We start from the raw sequence: 17888 nt of genomic DNA, 5'->3' as shown, positions 1-17888 counted from the left end.
ACACAGCGACAAGTTTCGCTGTGTTTCATTTTTAATATTTGTCTATTTCGTTACTGAATGAGGTAGAAAACAGTCTCGCGATCGCGTTTAATCCCAAGTACGATATTACCCTTAATACCATTAATTAGTTTAGACATCTCTTTAACACTAGTGACACGTTGGCGATTCACTTGCATGATCACATCGCCTTCTTCAAGGCCAACACGTGCAGCTGGTGAGCGAGGTTCTACTGAGGTAATGACGACACCTTCATTGCCATTGCGCTCGCCACTCTCTAGTACCGCGCCTCGTAGGTTTGGATGTACATCCTCTGCATTCGCCTGTTCTTCTTGTTTACCACCAAGCTCTACGTCGATAAACTTGGTTTTGCCATCACGGTAGACACCAAGTCGTACCTCACGACCTTCACCCATCGTAGCCACTTTACCGTGGAGTTCATTAAAGCTTTCAATGTCGTCGCCGTTTAGGCTGACAATGACATCATTGGCTTTCAGACCCGCTTTGTCTGCTGCTGAATCTTCAACTACGCGCATGACATAAGCACCGCGCTTAACATCAAAACCTTGTGCTTTAGCAAGACCAGCATCTAAAGTACGACCCAATATACCCAATGAACCGCGACGAACTTCTCCGTACTCAACAATTTGATCCACTAGGTTTTTCATCATGTTTGATGGAATAGCAAAGCCGATCCCGACATTACCGCCAGATGCGCCTAAAATCGCAGTGTTGATACCAATCAGTTCGCCGTTTAAGTTAACGAGTGCACCACCTGAGTTACCTTGGTTGATTGCCGCATCTGTTTGAATAAAGTCTTCATAGCCTTCGATATTTAAGCCGCTACGGCCTAGTGCACTGATGATGCCTGAGGTGACGGTATGACTTAATCCAAATGGATTACCAATAGCAACGGAAAAATCACCCACTCTCAACTTGTCTGAATTAGCGAGTTTGATTTCTGTTAGGTCTTCGCCGTCGATTTGTAGCAATGCGATATCGGATTCGGCGTCGCTACCGATTAATTTGGCCTCAAACTCTCTGCCATCCTTTAAAGTGACCAGCATTTCGTCTGCATCATCAATAACGTGATTATTTGTAACGACATAGCCTTTATCTGCATCAATGATGACACCTGAGCCGAGGCCACTAAAAGGGCGCTTTTGGCTACGTGGTTGCGGTTGTCCAAAGAAAAAGTCGAAAGGGTCGACACGGCGACGCACTTCTTTAGCACCTTTTACTTGGATACTAACAACGCCCGGAGCGACCTTTTCGAGCATAGGTGCTAGCGTTGGTAATTGCTGGCCGTCTACGGCAACAGGAAGTTTGGCCATGCTTTGCTGCGGTAACAGCAATAAGCTAGAAGAAAGTAAAGCGGCCGATAACAAAGATAGTTTAAATTTCATAGTCGTGAAGTACTCCGCTATTAGCGTTAATATAAGTTATAAGGGGCTGCTAACAAGCCCCTAGAATCAATAACTTCTTTTAAAGACTATGGGGTCAACAAAAAGTTTCATCAAGAGGCTTTAATTTGCTCACTTTCTTTTTTTTGACCAGAAAATAACCCAGTTTCACCTTCGGCATAGTCACTCGGTGGAGCTTCAAAACTTGGGTCTTGCTTACGTCTTCTCTCTGGGCGTGCTTGAAGAGAAGCTTGTAGTTGTTCTGTGGTTTCTTTCGAGAAAAAAGGATCCGCAGGATGAGATGGACGATCCTGTGTCAGTAGTTGGTTGGTTTCTTCCACGTGGGTAAGCAGTTGTTGATAACTATCCTGCATTTTATTTACTAGCTTTTTGGTGCTAGCTAGGTGATCTGATACGTCTTGACGATATTGCTCAAGGTCGTGTTTAGCTTGTTGTGCTTGCACTTCCAGTTCGTCGTGTTTGAACTGCTTTTTCGTTACAAAGCCACCTAAAAAGAATGCAGCAATGGCAACAATGATCAGTAATCCAAGCCAAGTAACGGTAGTCATAGGTTTCTCCCTGTGTGCCTCAACGGCAAATAAAATTAAAACTCTGTTAGAGTTAAATATACGCTGTGAATACAGTCGTGTTAATATAACCTACAAACAAATCGTAAAAAAATATTTAAGTCGATGACGCCTTGGGAAAAATATCAGCAAGATCTACAACGTGATGATTTTCAATATGACAGCGCGCAAGAAAATGCCGTAAAGCATTTACAGCGATTGTATGACGACCTTATCAATCAGCCCCCGGTCAAACAAAACTTTCTCTCGCGCTTGTTTGGTAAAGCTGAGCCGCCAAAAGTGAAAGGGTTGTACTTTTGGGGAGGAGTAGGGCGCGGTAAAACTTATCTGGTTGATACCTTTTTCGATGCGTTGCCGACGGAGCGCAAAATGCGGGTGCATTTTCACCGCTTTATGCATCGTGTTCACGCAGAGCTAAAAAAGCTTAATGAAGTGAAAAATCCTCTGGAAAGCATCGCTGATACGTTCAAATCTGAAACTGACATTATTTGCTTCGATGAATTTTTCGTGCAAGACATCACTGATGCCATGTTACTGGGTGGATTAATGCAGGCGCTGTTTGCGCGCGGTATCGTGTTAGTGGCCACATCGAATATTGTGCCTGATGATTTGTATAAAAATGGCTTACAGCGTGCGCGATTCTTACCCGCCATTGAATTGGTAAAAGCCAATACTGAGGTTGTTAATGTGGACTCGGGTATTGACTATCGCTTACGCACGTTGGAACAAGCGGAAATTTTTCACAGCCCACTTGATAAACAAGCGGATGAAAACTTATTCGACTACTTTAACAAACTCTCTCCGGAGCCAGGTAAAGCCGAACAGGCGATTGAGATTGAAGGTCGGATGATCCAAACTCGAATGGTGTCTGATTGTATTGTTATGTTTGATTTCCCTGCGCTATGTGAAACCGCTCGCTCGCAAGTGGATTACATGGAGATCAGTCGCTTATATAACACAGTGATTCTATCTAATGTGAAGCAAATGGGTCAGCAAAACGATGACGCGGCAAGGCGCTTTATTGCGCTCGTCGATGAGTTTTATGAGCGCAATGTGACGCTTATCATCTCGGCTGCAGCGCCTATTACTGAACTTTATACCGAAGGTACATTGAATTTTGAGTTCAAACGCTGCATTAGCCGCTTGCAAGAAATGCAATCCCATGAATATTTAGCAAGAGAGCATTTAGCCTAACGGCAATTACTTTTTTGTTAAGAGGACTGGTTCGGTGTGGGTGTTTGTAAATATCCTATTTGAACGAGTCCTTGTCACGCACACGTCGTCATTTCGTTGGATTTTTTGCCTTTTCTATTTTTTTCGAAATTCTTCAGATTTTCTTGTAGAAAAAAGCACCAAGCGCTGGTTTTCACCCAGAAGGCTTGCTATAATCCGCGGCCTGCCACGTTGCGTTCTATTGCCCTCGTCGGCTTAGCCACTGACTTGAGCGGCATAAAAGTCTTAAACTCGAAGGGGTTAAAGCAAATACAAGTAGAGCGGTAGTCCAAGGACTGCCTGTGGTTTTAAAATTGAAAACTTTGGATTTTTATAATGAAAACGTTTGTTGCTAAACCAGAAACTGTAAAACGTGACTGGTACGTAGTTGACGCTGAAGGTAAAACTTTAGGTCGCATCGCTACTGAAATCGCTCGTCGCCTTCGCGGTAAGCACAAAGCTGAGTATACTCCACACGTTGACACTGGTGATTACATCATCGTAATCAACGCTGAGAAAGTTACTGTAACTGGTAACAAAACTCAGGACAAAATGTATTATGCTCACTCTGGTTACCCAGGTGGCCTTAAGTCTATCAACTTTGAGAAACTTCAAGCTAAAAAGCCTGAAATGATCATCGAGAAAGCGGTTAAAGGCATGTTACCTCGCGGTCCTCTAGGTCGTGAAATGTTCCGTAAACTTAAAGTTTACGCTGGTAACGAGCACAACCACGCTGCACAGCAGCCTCAGGTTCTAGACATTTAAGGAGCACTATCATGGCAAATCAATACTACGGTACAGGTCGTCGTAAAAGTTCAAGTGCTCGCGTATTCCTACGCCCAGGCACTGGCAACATCGTAATCAATAAGCGCTCTTTAGAAGAGTTCTTCGGTCGTGAAACTTCTCGCATGGTTGTTCGTCAGCCTCTAGAGCTAGTTGAAATGACAGAAAAGTTTGACCTATACATCACTGTTGCAGGTGGTGGTACAACTGGTCAAGCGGGTGCTATCCGTCACGGTATCACACGTGCACTAATGGAGTTTGACGAGTCTCTACGTCCAGCTCTACGTAAAGCTGGCTTTGTTACTCGCGATGCTCGTAAAGTTGAGCGTAAGAAAGTTGGTCTTAAGAAAGCACGTAAGAAGACACAGTTCTCTAAGCGTTAATTTATTACGTTTCAAGAATTCAAAAACCCAGCTTATGCTGGGTTTTTTGTTTTTAGCTTCTCCTATGTACATCAATCTCTCGTATTTACGAGGTATCTAATTCGTTTTGTCCTACTTATTTGCTCAAAAATATCGCGTCGAGTTAAAAAAGTTCAATAAATATAATAATTAGTGCAATTCGAGCGGTAACTTGGCGGTTTTTTTTGCTACAATTGGCGAAGCAAGTAGAAAGACCTGAGATCCAGTCACGCGATTTGGTGCGTATCCTTAGTCGGGGGGTTGATCTTAGTCAGTATATTGTTGTGTCAGATGCGATATCATAAATACTCGGTTTCATGCTCGAAGTAATCATAGATGATTTTCTGCGGGTTTATTCGGGCATGGATCTGGAATAACCTTGTTTTAATCAAGGTATTTATTTATGATCGCGTCTATTTTGTAATTTCTTAAATTAACCTGCTGTAACTGATGTTCTCAATATAGCAAGTGTTGGGAATCAAGTGGAGATAAGTGGATGAGCAATGCGCCTGTAGACAACAGCCGACGTCGCTTTTTAACTATCGCTACCTCTGTTGTAGGTGGCGTTGGTGCGGTTGGAGCTGCTGTTCCTTTTATTGCGTCCTGGAATCCAAGTGAGCGAGCTAAATCTGCAGGTGCGCCTGTAGAAGTAGATATCAGCAAGCTTGAGTCTGGACAACTTATTCGTGTTGAGTGGCGAGGCAAACCAGTTTGGATTGTTAATCGTACACCAAAAATGCTAGAACAAATGAAGCAACACGAAGACCAACTTCGTGATCCTAACTCTGAAGAGCCACAGCAGTTGGCATCTGCGCAGAACGGTTTCCGTTCTAAGCGACCTGAGCTTTTCGTCGCAGTTGGGATTTGTACTCACTTAGGATGTTCACCATCTTTCCTTAACGGAAGCTTTGGTGAAAAAGTAGAAGGCACTGATAGTGGTTTCTTCTGTCCTTGTCACGGTTCGAAGTTTGATATGGCGGGGCGCGTATTCCAAAACGTACCTGCACCTCTAAACTTAGAGATCCCTCCGTATACCTTTATTGACGACACTACCATTTTGGTAGGTGAAGAAGAAGGGGTTGCATAATGTCTGTTAATGTAGATAAAGCAGCAAATACGGGCGTTGTGGGTAAAGTTGTTGATTGGATTGATGCTCGTATTCCGATGACTCGCGTCTGGAATATGCACATTGCTCAATACCCAGCGCCAAAAAACTTTAACTTCTGGTATTTGTTTGGTTCACTCGCCATTCTAGTACTGGTAAACCAGATTGTAACGGGTATCTGGCTAACCATGAACTTTGTACCTTCTGCTGAAGGTGCATTTGCATCAGTAGAATACATCATGCGTGATGTTGAATATGGTTGGTTATTGCGATACCTACACTCTACCGGCGCATCCGCATTCTTTATCGTGGTCTATCTTCACATGTTCCGCGGTATGATCTACGGTTCTTATCAAAAGCCACGTGAATTACTGTGGTTGTTCGGTATGTTTATCTTCCTAGCACTAATGGCTGAAGCTTTCATGGGCTACTTATTGCCATGGGGTCAGATGTCTTTCTGGGGTGCTCAGGTAATCATTTCATTATTCGGTGCAATCCCTGTAATTGGTGATGACCTAACGCTTTGGATCCGTGGTGACTACGTTATTTCTGGTGCAACGCTTAACCGCTTCTTTGCACTACACGTTATTGCACTACCATTAGTACTGGTTATCTTAGTATTCCTTCATATTGTCGCACTGCACGAAGTAGGCTCAAACAACCCTGACGGTGTTGAGATCAAGCGCAAGAAAGGCTCTGTAGCTGAGGAAGATAAACCTAAGTTTAAATTCCATGAATACTACACGGATAAAAAAGATATTGTGGATGCAATTCCATTCCACCCTTACTACACAGTAAAAGATGTCTTAGGTGTTGCTGGCTTCTTAATTTTCTTCTGCGCAATTGTGTTCTTTGCACCAGAAATGAATGGTTTCTTCCTTGAAGCGCCAAACTTTGAAGCTGCAAACCCGCTAAAAACGCCAGAGCACATTTTCCCAGTTTGGTACTTTACGCCATTCTACGCGATCCTTCGTGCTATTCCTGATAAGTTGATTGGTGTACTAGCAATGGGCGCTTCAATCGTAGCATTGGCACTACTGCCTTGGATTGACCGTGGTTCGGTTCGTTCAATTCGCTACCGTTGTGGTTTCCATAAGTTGAACATTGCTCAGTTTGTTGTCACATTCGTTATCCTTGGTTGGATTGGTGCAACACCACAAACTGACTTTAAAACGCTATTGTCGCAAATTACGACAGTAACTTATTTTATGTTCTTCGTGTTGCTATTCTTCTACAGTAAAAACGAGAAGACAAAGCCACTACCAACGAGGTTGACGAAATGATGAAAAAGCTAGTAATCGGTTTATTCGCATTGTTGCCAACGTTATCGATGGCAGCGGGCCCATCAGTACCTTTGATGGAAGCAAACAACGACTTAACTGATAAAGCATCTTTACAGCGTGGCGCTAAGTTATTTATGAACTACTGCCTTGGCTGTCACCAAATGCAATATCAGCGTTATGAGCGTACTTTCCGTGACATCGGTATTCCAACTGAAATTGGTCAAGAAACGCTTATTTTCGATGGTTCAAAAGTAGGTAGCCATATTAAAAACTCTATGGCTAAAGATGATGCAGCAAAATGGTTTGGTGCTGCGCCACCGGACTTAACACTTATCTCTCGTGTTAAGTCTCCGGACTACATCTATACTTACTTGAAGTCATTCTATAAAGATGAGTCTCGCCCATTTGGTGTGAACAACGTTGTTTTCCCATTGGTGGGTATGCCTCACGTACTACAAGAGTTACAAGGCTTGCCAACACCGATCACTGAAGAAGTGGAAGAACACGGTCACACAGTGACTAAAGTTGTCGGCACTGAAACAGATGGTACCGGTGAGATGAGTGTTGATGAATATGACCAAGCAGCACGTGACCTGACAAACTTCTTAGCTTATGTAGGTGAGCCTTCTCGCCTAGAGTCAGAAGCTATTGGTATTAAGGTTATTGGTTTCTTAGTTATCTTCTTCATCCTGGCATTCTTCTTGAAGAAAGAATACTGGAGAGATGTTCATTAATTTGAATATTCAAAGGTAATTTTTGCAATAGGGGCGTTCGCCCCTTTTGCTGTTTAAAGTGATTTAATTACTTTTAGTTTTTTAATGGAGGTAGGCATGGCCGTTGCTGCCAATAAGCGCCCTGTAATGACACTTTTTTCTGGGTCAAACTGTATGTACAGTCACCAGGTACGTATTGTACTTGCTGAGAAAGGTGTAAGTGTTGATATTCATCAGGCTGAAAAGGACAACTTACCAGAAGCTCTACACGAGATTAACCCGTATGGCACTGTTCCTACGCTAATCGATCGTGAGCTTGGCTTGTACCAAGCGAATATCATTATGGAGTATCTAGACGAGCGCTTCCCGCATCCTCCTCTGATGCCTGTGTACCCAGTAATGCGTGGTCGTAGTCGTTTAATGATGCACCGCATTGAAACTGACTGGTATTCACTTGCTGAAAAGATCACTGCGGGTGGTGATGAAGCGGCTCAAGCTCGTAAAGAGTTAACTGAAGCGCTGCTAGCTGTAGCACCTATCTTTAATGAAGCACCTTACTTCATGAGTGAAGAGTTCAGCCTAGTTGATTGTTATTTAGCTCCACTACTTTGGCGTTTACCACAGCTTGGTATTGAGCTGAATGGCGCTGGTAGCAAAGAGCTAAAAGAGTATATGCTGCGTTTATTTGAGCGTGACTCATTCCAAGCATCGCTAACTGATGCAGAGCGTGAGATCAGATCGTAATGACGTCTAATCGTCCTTACTTACTACGCGCGTTTTACGAGTGGATTGTCGATAACGAATGTACACCGCATTTAGTGGTGAACGCAGACTTTCCCTCAGTACAGGTTCCAACACAATTTGTGCAAGAAGGGCAAATTGTGTTGAACGTAAGCCCGTCTGCTGTGACGAATTTCTCTATGGACAATCAAGCGCTGAGCTTTAACGCTCGGTTTGGTGGTCAACCGATGCAGGTATATGTGCCTAACGGTGCAGTATTGGCTATCTATGCAAGAGAAAACGGTGAAGGGACGGTATTTACACCTGAAGAAGAAATCTTTGAAGATGAAGAGTTTGATTTGGTAGAAGAGACGGATGTCTCACAATCGCCAGAGACTAAGCCAGAACCTGAAAAGAAAAAAGGTTCTCACCTTCGAGTGATAAAATAAAAAAACCTGCGAATGCAGGTTTTTTTATGGCTATACGTTATTGTTTATATGTACTCAAAGGCTTTGATCACACGTTTTACACCATTAATATTTCTGGCGATTTCTACCGCTGAGTTTGCTTCTTGCTTGGAGACTAGACCCATTAAGAACACTTCTGCATTCTCGGTAACTACCTTAATATTTGCGCCATTGACTTCGTCGGCTGCCAATAGTTTGGTTTTAACTTTGGAGGTCAGCCACGTATCATGTGTTTGCGTCGTGATGCCGATGTTTGAGCTTATTCTCAACTGATTATGTACTTGCTTAATCCCAGCAACGTTCTGTAGTGCACGCTCAGCTTCCGTTTTCATTTCTTGATTAGTGACCTGACCAATCATTAATACTACGCCATTAACACTCACCAGCGTGATATTGGCATGATCTGCAAGGCGCTTAATCTCTTTAATGGCAAGCGTACCTTTGATCTCGATATTGTTATCGTCAATTTGTGCACCGATAGTGCGTCTATCATTTGCAGCAGATACCGCACCGGCTGTACCAGCAACTACTGCAGCAGCACACCCTTGTAGTAACAAGATGGCTGCAAGTAAAGAGGTTATTCTCATCATTATACTTCGTCCTGAGGGAATAAAATTGCGTCGATTAGCTCACTTAAACAGTGAGTATTGAATAGTTGTGACTCGATTATCCGGCTTGGGCGTTTACTAGGGATCCGGATCTCTACGTCCTGTGGACCCAAGAGGCCAGTGATTTCACCACCATCATCGCCAACTAAGGCGATGACTTTCATATCTCTCGTAAGAGCCGCTTCCACTGCGCCAATAACCGCCTTTTCTTGCCCGTTTATGGCATACGCCACCAGCAAGTCACCTTGCTGCGCGAATGCGCGTATTTGCTTGGCAAAGCGCTCTCTGGCTTTGCCATTTTCTGGTGACGCCAGATTATATTGCTCATTCGTTAGTGCAATCGCGGGCAGACACGGGCGTTCGGTTTCGTAAAAGTTGCTTAAGATGGTTGCGAAGTGGTGCGCCAACATATGATTACTTGGCGCGCCGCAGCAGATGATTTTATTGCCATTGATCAGGCTCTGAGCCATAGTCATAGCTGCGGTTTCTAGCGCTTTAGGCAATACTTCGCCCGCCGCTATCTGCGCTTGAATTGACTCTGTAAATATAGACTTTATAGATTCTTGCATGCTAAAAAATATTTCTAATCCAGTTTATTTCAGGGGGATCGGCCCCTTGAATGGCAACAAAGTCGACTCTAAGTTGCGTGTTATGCAAATTTTGCTGTGCTAAATAATTATAAATACTACGCTTTAATCTTTGAAGCTTAGTTTTTGATAGTGCGTTAATTGCGCCACCAAAGTGGCTGCTATCGCGATACTTTACTTCAATAAACACTAAGGTTTGCGACTCTTGCATAATGAGATCTATCTCTCCGTATTTACAGAGATAGTTTCTGGTGACGGGGGTTAGTCCTTGTTTTACCAAGAATTGCTCCGCAATCAACTCAAAATGCTCGCCCTTACTTCGTGTATTGCTAAATAGTCCTTTAAACATACAGATATCCTATCTGATCAAAGAGTCTCCCGCAGGTTTCTCTTGTTGCATAAATAATGGTAGTGGAGGCTGTTCATCTAAGCTCACCAAACGAATTTGTTTATTATGATACTGTGCCCAACTGAGCTTTCGCACAACATCACTACCACCGCGAATGCTGAGTTGGCCGGTTAAGCCATCAAAACTTTTACCCGAGAGCCAAGCCAGTTGGCGCAGCTCGGGGACTAAATTCGTGGCGTCATATGCCATTGCAAACAAGCGCTGCTCTAAGTCGGCCTGCTCAGGCCATAAAGATTGATAGGCATCTCGAAGCGGTGCTTTTTCAACAGCACCCGGTAGCATCCAAGGTTGCTCGGTAAAATAAAGTCCTTCTAAATCGCCCTTATCAGTAACATCAATTTGTTTACTATAGCTGCGAGAGCTTGCATATAAAGGGATCCTATCGGCAAATGTACTGACATTGACGTCTAAATAAGGTTTGAGCAGTCTAGTTTCCATTGCATCACCTAAAATATAGATGGCATCAATGTCGCGTCTAGAGCGTGTTTCGCTTTTGACCTCTTTGCGAAATAGACTTTTGATGACGCTAGTGCGTGCTTTGGATACATCGACCTCTAAAATATCCGTGATGACATCCGCCATGTTGGTACTATTGGTATAATAACCCACTTCTGGTGCGGCCTCACTGTAGCGTTTCCAACCTTGATCAAAATACTCAATTAAACGCTTACCAGAAGCATTCGCTGGAGCCAGTAACATGGGTTTTTTATAGCCTTTAGCAAGAAAGTGCTTCATTGCTTGCTCGACTTCATGCTCAGGATTAAGCGCAAAAAAGTACTGTTCACTACTGCTAGGCGTAAGGGTTTCGCGAGCATTTAAAAATAAGGTGGGGTAAGCCGCAAAACCTGTATCTGCGAGTAGTTTTTCAACGTTGGATTTTAATAATGGACCAATGACAAAATCGACATTTGCCTCAGCAAGTTGCGTTACGATTTCAGACTCGGATGCCATTTCATCAATGAAGAAGACTTCTTCAATCGCCCCTTCGTCGGTGGCAGCTAAAAAACCATTTTTCAAGGCTGTGCCGAGTCGCTCGCTCGCACCAGATTGTGGTAATAACACCGCAAGTCTTTTAACCTGGTAAGGTTCAAGCGCAACCGCGCCTTGTAAATCTTTAGGCAGCAAAGCAACCGCAGGGTGATTAGTAAAACGACGACGCCAATTATTCATGGCTTGGTCGAGCTGGACGCTCGAACCCAAATAAATTTGTTGATATTTAGCCAGTGTTACCCAACCACGTTGTAAAACAGAGCCAGAATCAAAGCGCTCTAGGGCGTAACTTGATAGCTGCTGTAGCGCGAGCCAAATCTCTTCGTTTAGCCCCGCCACCGCTAAGTTATGTTCATTGGCAATATCGGCCGCTTTAAAGTATCCAACCAATGCTTTTTTTGGTAGTTGCTGAGAGGCATAAATACTACCCAGTAAATACTCATACCAAGCTTGGTGTTCAGGGGTGTTGAGTCGGCCCTCTAGCGTATTTAGTATGGCTAACGCATTGGCATACTGCGACAATTCTTTGCGAGCAAGTGCGATGTATAATTTGTTTTGAATATGATCAACACTGGCTTTAGCTTCCATCGCTAAACCAATTTGCTCTAATATTTGCCAGTCTTTTTCTAAGATAGCAGCGTCTCTGGCGGCATATAGCAATTGGATTTTGGCAACGCCTTCTTTACTCTGCGCCTTTGCAAATAAAGACGCGGCATTGTCATCCGATTGGCTAACGGCTTTAGTTGTTTTAGTTTCTTGGGCGGATTTGGTGACATTTGTGCTTGTACTACAAGCGGATAACCCCGACAATATGGCAACTAAAAGCGCTATCTTTTTAAACTGCACAGGCAAACCTTCTTTTTCACGACTGAGTGGATATCTTACTGACTGATATTGGAGAGCTCAATGGCTAATCTTCACAACGAAAACAAAATCGGCACCCTACATATTGTAGCGACACCAATAGGTAATTTAGATGACATCAGTGAACGTGCACTGAAAGTGTTAAGTCAGGTCGATTTAATCGCTGCCGAAGATACGCGCCACACCGGTAAATTATTGAGCCACTTTAGCATTAAAGCAAAAACTTTTGCACTGCATGATCACAACGAGAAGCAAAAAGCGCAGCAAATTTTAGATTGGTTAAACGAAGGTAAAGACATCGCGTTAGTATCTGATGCGGGGACGCCGCTTATCAGCGATCCAGGCTATGCCGTGGTTAACCTGTGTCGTGAAGCAGGTGCTACCGTCACACCCGTTCCTGGCGCATGTGCCGCCATTGCTGCCGTGAGTTGTTCGGGCTTACCAACAGATAAATTCCAATTCGTGGGATTTTCACCAGCAAAAAGCCAAGCGCGTCAGCAATTTTTTAAAGATGCAGTCGCCTCTGGCATCACCAGTATCTTGTACGAAAGCACCCACCGCATTATGGCAAGTCTAGAAGATATGAAAATCGCGCTGGGCGAAACACAACAAGTCGTTTTTGCTAAAGAACTGACCAAAACCTATGAAACCTTTTTCAGTGGCACGGTTACTGAGCTCATTGAGTTTTTAACCACAACGCCTGAAAAGCAAAAAGGCGAATTGGTGTTGATGCTACCCGGTGAACAAAGAGATGAACAAGCATTAACGCCAGAAGCGAAAAAGCTCATTGAGTTACTAGAGCCAGAAATGCCATTGAAGAAGGCCTGCGGCGTGGCAGCTGAATATTTAGGGCTAAAAAAGAACGCCTTGTATAAGGCTATCATTGCCGAGCGAGAAGCGTAATACACGCAATTTATCGCGTGCGTTATTGCATTAAAGTGCGTATAATCGCCCGCCTGAGTCAGCCGGATAATCGCTGCCTGTGACGAAAATGATCAGGGGGAGGAAAGTCCGGGCTCCAATGGGCAGGGTGCCAGCTAACGGCTGGGGGGCGTGAGCCTACGACAAGTGCAGCAGAGAGAAGACCGCCTAAGTCCTTCGGGACCGGTAAGGGTGAAAGGGTGCGGTAAGAGCGCACCGGGCCACTGGTAACAGTTGGTTGCAAGGTAAACTCCACCCGGAGCAAGACCAAATAGGGTTCCTTATGGTGTGGCCCGCATCGGAACCGGGTAGGTTGCTCGAGCCTAGGAGCGATCCTAGGCCTAGACGAATGATTATCGATCTCCTTCGGGAGTGAACAGAACCCGGCTTATAGGCTGACTCACACCTCAAGCGTAAACATCCCAACATGAGATGTTTACGCTTGAGACTCCCACTTTATCACCTCTCGGTTACTTTGTTAAAAACGCCATTTATTTGTATATCTCACCACTTTTCGTTAATTTATTCACCAATTTTCACTCGCTGAATTTATTTAACTGACTGATAGATAATAATTTTTAAGGTTGGTACAATAATTGGAGAGATAGAGCTATCTCTCAAACGAAAATGAGTAACGGAACTATCATGTACAAGAACAACAAAGTTTTACTATCAACCCTGTTATGGTTTGGTACGCTTTTATGGTCGGCATTATTTTCATCCTTAGTGAAGGCTGAGTCGGTAGACAAGCTGATCAAAACCCTCATGAAAGAAAGGCACATTCCGGGCTTACAGTTGGCCGTGGTTAAGGACGATAAAATTATTAAGCAAGGAAGTTATGGTTTTGCAGACTTACAGCACCAAGTGCCTGTGACTGAGCAGACGTTATTTCCGATTAACTCGATGACAAAGGCGTTTACCGGCGTTGCGATTGTACAGCTCGCTGAACAAGGTTATCTCAACATTGACGATGAAATTGGTAAGCACTTACCCGATTTACCAAAGGCTTGGCAGCAACTCAAAATTAACCAATTAATGGGTCACACCACAGGTTTGCCAGCGATCTTAGCATCAAATTATGCCCTAGAAACCATTGTACCGAATGATATTGATGCCTCATGGCAAGCTGTGCAAAAGCAGCCTCTTCAATTTACACCTAACTCGCGTTTTAGTTATAACCAAACCGGTTATGTGATTTTGGGTAAAATCATTGATAAATATGCACCTGAAGGGTTTCCTGCTTTTATTACCAAGATGCAGTTAGCACGTGCCAATATGCCAAAGACAGCGCAGGCAGGTTTTGATTATCTTGAATTTATGGTGCCAAATCAGGCTCGCCAATATATTCATTTAGGTGAGGGAAATTACAAAAACTTTTACGGCGAATTCCCATATATGCTAAGAACCGCAGCGGGAATGAGTTCAACCGCAACTGAACTGGCTAACTATGTTGTATCACTACAAAAAGGCGAGCTGGTTAAAGAGTTGGATATGCTATGGACGCCAGTTAAGCTGAACAACGGACGCACAGAAGCCTTTAACACCAAAGAAAACGGCTATGCAATGGGCTGGCAAGTGATTCAGCGTAGATATCACCCAGCAATCAGCGCAAGCGGTGGAAACGCGACTACGGTGATCACCTACCCTGAAGACAAGGTTTCCGTGATTGTGCTTACTAACCTGTTGGGTGGATTACCCATTGAGTTTGTTGATGATATTGCCGCTTATTATATTCCCAACTTTAACGATGCTAGTAAGCAAAAGGCCTATCAGCCGATGGTGTACTTAAAGCAGCTTACAGATAAACAAGGCTTTACCGACTTTGCGGCTACGTTTGCAAAAGCGCAGCAAGATACAGGTGTAATGTATGATTTAGAGATCTTGGTGGAGTGGGGCAACAAGCTTGTCGAAAATGGCCAAGTTAATAATGGTATTGAAATCTTTAAGTTCGCACTGACACAAAATAACGAGCAGTCCTATTACCATAACAGCATCGCGCAAGCGTATGAGTTAAATAAGCAGTATGCACAAGCAATGGCGCACTATCGGCAGTTACTTGCGATAAACCCAAACAGTCAGTTCGCAAAAAATAAAGTAGCGGAAGTGAAGGAGTATCTTTAATTCACCATAAGACTGTGAAGGCAGCCTAAACAAATCGAAAGCCGCAAGTTCAATTACTTGCGGCTTTTTAGTATTGGCAATAAATCGCTGTCTATACTTAACGAAGTATTAGAAGCTGCGGTATACTACGCAATCACCTATTTGAGCTATGTACTGCTATAGACATAACTAGTACAGGTCATTGATAGTAAACCTGATTGAGAAAGTCATACCATGAGCCAACAACCTACTCCACCCTTTGAGCCACAAACACCTAATCACTGTGTTGATGCCTTTCGCCGCTTTAGCGTTGCACCCATGTTAGATTGGACGGATCGCCATTGTAGAACCTTTCACCGTAAGTTGACTAAACATGCGGTGCTTTATACTGAGATGATCACTACAGGTGCGATTATTTTTGGTAAAGGGGATTATTTGGCGTTTGGTGCGCATGAGTTACCGGTGGCGTTGCAGTTGGGGGGCTCTGATCCTAAGGCGTTGGCAGAGTGTGCTAAGCGTGCTGAGCAGTATGGCTACAGTGAGGTAAATCTAAATGTGGGTTGCCCGTCAGATCGTGTGCAAAATGGTCGCTTTGGGGCATGTTTAATGGCTGAGCCTCAGCTCGTTGCTGATTGTGTGGCGGCGATGAAGGCAGAAGTGAATATTCCGGTAACGGTAAAAACGCGCATTGGTATTGATGAACAAGATTCCTATGAGTTTCTTACGGCGTTGATTGAAGCCTCGCAGACGGTGGGCTGTGATGACTTTATCATTCATGCCCGTAAAGCTTGGTTGCAAGGCTTAAGCCCGAAAGAAAACCGTGAGATCCCACCATTAGATTATCCGCGCGTTTATCAATTAAAGAAAGACTACCCAGATCTGCATATTAGTATTAATGGTGGCGTTAAGGCTCTTGAGGAATGTCAGCATCATTTGGCTCACCTTGACGGCGTCATGGTTGGCCGTGAGGCTTATAGCAACCCGTTTATGTTGTCGCAGGTTGATGAGCTATTGTATGGCGAAGCTGCGTTTACGCAAACGCGCCATCAAGTGGTAAGAAGCATGTATGACTACTTTGAAAGTGAAATGTCGAATGGCGCAAACTTTTGGCATATTGCGCGTCACATGTTGGGTATTTTTCAAAATCAGCCCGGTGCGAGAGGATTCCGTCGTCATTTATCAGAAAATGGCCACAAAAAAGAGGCTGGAATAGAGGTGATGGAAAAGGCGCTGTCTTTTGTACCTGAAGTGTAAAATTTGTTATCTCAATTTAGTGTGTGAAAAAGACGATTTTATCGTCTTTTTCACTATTTAATGTATCTCAATAAATCTATTTTTCCTTTCAAAAAACCTTAACTCAATGATTTAATTTTGTTTTTATTTTTGGCACGGCTCTTGGAATAGTCTAACTATATTATAAAAGGAGCCGAACAATGACCATCATCAACAGAATTGAAGATCTTATCAAAGCAGAACTTAACGCATTACTAGACAAAGCAGAAGACCCACAAAAAATGGCAACTCAGTTAGTGCGTGATTTAGAAGAAGCGCTATCTGATTGTCGTGCAACGGCAGCTGAGCTTATTTGCCAACAAAAAGTAGCGCAGCGTCAAGCTGAGCAAGCAAATAAAGCTGCGGCAACGTGGCAAAGCAAAGCCGAACATGCTCTTGAAAAAGGTCGTGAAGATCTTGCCCGCTCAGCCCTTGAGCAAAAGCAGAGAGAAACCGAAAAAGCACAAGAAGCACAGCAAAAAATTGATGACCTAACGCCTGCACTTGAAAAGCTCAGCGCAGATGCGGACAAGCTGCAAAGCAAAATTCAGCAATTAAAGGCAAAAGAAAAGGCCATGTTGCGCCGCTTGGAAGCTGGTAAGGCAAGGTTAACCATCAAACAAACGCTGAATAGTGACGACATGCACTCTGCAACGCGCAAGTTCGACGAGTTAGAACGTAAGGTGGCGCGCCTTGAAGCTGAAGTCGAATCCTATGACTTAGGGCAGCCCGATGTATGGCAGCGCTTTGAAGATGAGCAAAAGCAACAACAAATTGACTATGAATTAGCCCAACTGAAGCAAAAAATGGCGAGCTAGGCTCGCCCACTGCAACGACTGAGTAATCAAAGCGAAAGGGGATAAAGATGAAAAATAGATATCAATCAACACTGTCTCAAATGAATAGTTCAAAGAAAATTGGTGGCGTATGTGCGCAACTCGCACAACGTTTTGATATGCCAATTTGGTTAACGCGTTTACTAACGGTATTGCTGTTTTTTAAGTTTCCAATGTTTGTAATGCTAGCGTATGGCGTCGCTTGGTTTGCAATGCCAAAAGCGCAATACGAAAACTAAGTAACGGCGACGAGGTAGGCACTATGAAAGTCGTGGCCGGTATATTATTAGCGCTGGTATTTTTATTGGCGCTATCTTGGGTGTCGCTGCCACTGGTATGGTTAGACATCAGCGATCTGCAACTCGATATGGGATTTGACCTAGGTTGGTTTGGCTTTGAAATACTCACGTTGCTATTTGCAATTGTAGCGCTGGTGGTGCTGGGAGCACTCTTGAGCGCAGGTGTTTTAGGGATGCTCCTTATTGTGTTCATTGGGCTAGTAATGACGTTGCTATTTAATTCGCTAATAGTGCTATTTCCACTCATCTGTATTATTGCAATTGTGTGGTTAGTGGTAGACAAATCTGCTCAAGCCAAAGTGTGAGCTGTGGGTTTTTGTTGGCGGTAGGA

Annotated in this window: 20 protein-coding genes and 1 other RNA gene; 15 read left to right on the top strand and 6 right to left on the bottom strand. The window is 43.8% G+C overall.

Translation table 11 applies throughout. The annotated features are described in order from the left end of the window. Positions 1 to 50: 50 nt before the first annotated feature. Together NH462_RS08505 and NH462_RS08500 are read right to left on the bottom strand one after the other, a co-directional pair. On the bottom strand, positions 51 to 1403 hold the full coding sequence (locus tag NH462_RS08505) for a DegQ family serine endoprotease (RefSeq protein ID WP_102055985.1): 1353 nt from the start codon (positions 1401 to 1403) through the stop codon (positions 51 to 53). Positions 1404 to 1513: 110 nt separating this feature from the next. After that, complete coding sequence (locus tag NH462_RS08500; RefSeq protein WP_010376689.1) at positions 1514 to 1969, bottom strand: YhcB family protein; 456 nt, start codon at positions 1967 to 1969, stop codon at positions 1514 to 1516. Between the two features lie 123 nt (positions 1970 to 2092). Here NH462_RS08500 and zapE point away from each other — a divergent pair, with 123 nt between their 5' ends. The 8 genes from zapE (at position 2093) to NH462_RS08460 (ending at position 8653) form a co-directional block, all read left to right on the top strand. Next, a complete protein-coding gene (zapE, locus tag NH462_RS08495; protein WP_211858754.1) occupies positions 2093 to 3181 on the top strand; it encodes a cell division protein ZapE in 1089 nt (362 codons plus the stop codon). A gap of 354 nt (positions 3182 to 3535) precedes the next feature. Then, positions 3536 to 3964 (top strand): 50S ribosomal protein L13, encoded by a 429-nt coding sequence (rplM, locus tag NH462_RS08490; protein ID WP_010376694.1) that lies wholly within the window; start codon positions 3536 to 3538, stop codon positions 3962 to 3964. 8 nt (positions 3965 to 3972) lie between these two features. Continuing rightward, positions 3973 to 4365 (top strand): 30S ribosomal protein S9, encoded by a 393-nt coding sequence (gene rpsI, locus NH462_RS08485; RefSeq protein WP_161796706.1) that lies wholly within the window; start codon positions 3973 to 3975, stop codon positions 4363 to 4365. Positions 4366 to 4879: 514 nt separating this feature from the next. After that, on the top strand, positions 4880 to 5470 hold the full coding sequence (gene petA / locus NH462_RS08480; protein WP_010376697.1) for a ubiquinol-cytochrome c reductase iron-sulfur subunit: 591 nt from the start codon (positions 4880 to 4882) through the stop codon (positions 5468 to 5470). Continuing rightward, positions 5470 to 6771: a cytochrome b N-terminal domain-containing protein gene (locus NH462_RS08475; protein WP_017219050.1), complete on the top strand. Its 1302-nt coding sequence runs from the start codon at positions 5470 to 5472 to the stop codon at positions 6769 to 6771. Before petA ends, NH462_RS08475 begins: the two co-directional genes overlap by 1 nt. After that, positions 6768 to 7505 (top strand): cytochrome c1, encoded by a 738-nt coding sequence (locus NH462_RS08470; protein WP_029215832.1) that lies wholly within the window; start codon positions 6768 to 6770, stop codon positions 7503 to 7505. The genes NH462_RS08475 and NH462_RS08470 overlap by 4 nt, the downstream gene beginning before the upstream one ends. Before the next feature lie 96 nt (positions 7506 to 7601). Then, positions 7602 to 8228 carry a stringent starvation protein SspA gene (gene sspA, locus NH462_RS08465; RefSeq protein ID WP_017219052.1) on the top strand — a complete coding sequence of 209 codons (627 nt, stop codon included), beginning with the start codon at positions 7602 to 7604 and terminating at the stop codon, positions 8226 to 8228. Continuing rightward, the gene (locus tag NH462_RS08460) at positions 8228 to 8653 is read left to right on the top strand and encodes a ClpXP protease specificity-enhancing factor (RefSeq protein WP_010376703.1); all 426 of its coding nucleotides are present in this window, start codon (positions 8228 to 8230) and stop codon (positions 8651 to 8653) included. Before sspA ends, NH462_RS08460 begins: the two co-directional genes overlap by 1 nt. Positions 8654 to 8697: 44 nt before the next feature. On the opposite strand, the gene dolP is transcribed toward NH462_RS08460, so the two are convergent. Genes dolP through NH462_RS08440 form a run of 4 tightly spaced genes read right to left on the bottom strand, consistent with a single transcriptional unit; the run spans position 8698 to position 12111 of the window. Then, positions 8698 to 9261 carry a division/outer membrane stress-associated lipid-binding lipoprotein gene (gene dolP / locus NH462_RS08455; RefSeq protein ID WP_010605920.1) on the bottom strand — a complete coding sequence of 188 codons (564 nt, stop codon included), beginning with the start codon at positions 9259 to 9261 and terminating at the stop codon, positions 8698 to 8700. Next, entirely contained in the window at positions 9261 to 9848 is a 588-nt protein-coding gene (locus NH462_RS08450; protein WP_010376705.1) for an SIS domain-containing protein, read from the bottom strand. Before NH462_RS08450 ends, dolP begins: the two co-directional genes overlap by 1 nt. Before the next feature lies 1 nt (position 9849). Next, the gene (locus NH462_RS08445; protein ID WP_010376706.1) at positions 9850 to 10215 is read right to left on the bottom strand and encodes a YraN family protein; all 366 of its coding nucleotides are present in this window, start codon (positions 10213 to 10215) and stop codon (positions 9850 to 9852) included. A gap of 9 nt (positions 10216 to 10224) precedes the next feature. Next, on the bottom strand, positions 10225 to 12111 hold the full coding sequence (locus tag NH462_RS08440) for a penicillin-binding protein activator (RefSeq protein ID WP_253105397.1): 1887 nt from the start codon (positions 12109 to 12111) through the stop codon (positions 10225 to 10227). 60 nt (positions 12112 to 12171) lie between these two features. Between NH462_RS08440 and rsmI the strand changes: the two genes are divergently transcribed. The 7 genes from rsmI to NH462_RS08405 all read left to right on the top strand — a co-directional run bounded on the left by rsmI (position 12172) and on the right by NH462_RS08405 (position 17862). Then, positions 12172 to 13032 (top strand): 16S rRNA (cytidine(1402)-2'-O)-methyltransferase, encoded by an 861-nt coding sequence (rsmI, locus tag NH462_RS08435; protein ID WP_253105395.1) that lies wholly within the window; start codon positions 12172 to 12174, stop codon positions 13030 to 13032. Positions 13033 to 13086: 54 nt separating this feature from the next. After that, an RNA gene (rnpB, locus tag NH462_RS08430) (RNase P RNA component class A) lies at positions 13087 to 13457 on the top strand. Positions 13458 to 13695: 238 nt separating this feature from the next. Then, complete coding sequence (locus NH462_RS08425) at positions 13696 to 15171, top strand: serine hydrolase (RefSeq protein ID WP_253105394.1); 1476 nt, start codon at positions 13696 to 13698, stop codon at positions 15169 to 15171. 213 nt (positions 15172 to 15384) lie between these two features. Beyond that, the gene (gene dusA / locus NH462_RS08420) at positions 15385 to 16404 is read left to right on the top strand and encodes a tRNA dihydrouridine(20/20a) synthase DusA (RefSeq protein ID WP_253105393.1); all 1020 of its coding nucleotides are present in this window, start codon (positions 15385 to 15387) and stop codon (positions 16402 to 16404) included. Positions 16405 to 16583: 179 nt separating this feature from the next. Beyond that, complete coding sequence (locus NH462_RS08415; RefSeq protein ID WP_253105392.1) at positions 16584 to 17240, top strand: PspA/IM30 family protein; 657 nt, start codon at positions 16584 to 16586, stop codon at positions 17238 to 17240. A 47-nt stretch (positions 17241 to 17287) separates the two neighbouring features. Continuing rightward, positions 17288 to 17497: a PspC domain-containing protein gene (locus tag NH462_RS08410; protein WP_095728701.1), complete on the top strand. Its 210-nt coding sequence runs from the start codon at positions 17288 to 17290 to the stop codon at positions 17495 to 17497. A 23-nt stretch (positions 17498 to 17520) separates the two neighbouring features. Continuing rightward, complete coding sequence (locus tag NH462_RS08405; RefSeq protein WP_010376718.1) at positions 17521 to 17862, top strand: hypothetical protein; 342 nt, start codon at positions 17521 to 17523, stop codon at positions 17860 to 17862. Positions 17863 to 17888 lie beyond the last annotated feature (26 nt).

Source organism: Pseudoalteromonas sp. OANN1, from assembly GCF_024124685.1.
Classification (GTDB): Bacteria; Pseudomonadota; Gammaproteobacteria; order Enterobacterales; family Alteromonadaceae; genus Pseudoalteromonas; species Pseudoalteromonas piscicida.
Note: the sequence above shows the minus strand (reverse complement) of the source record. Positions and strands in the feature narration are given on the sequence as shown.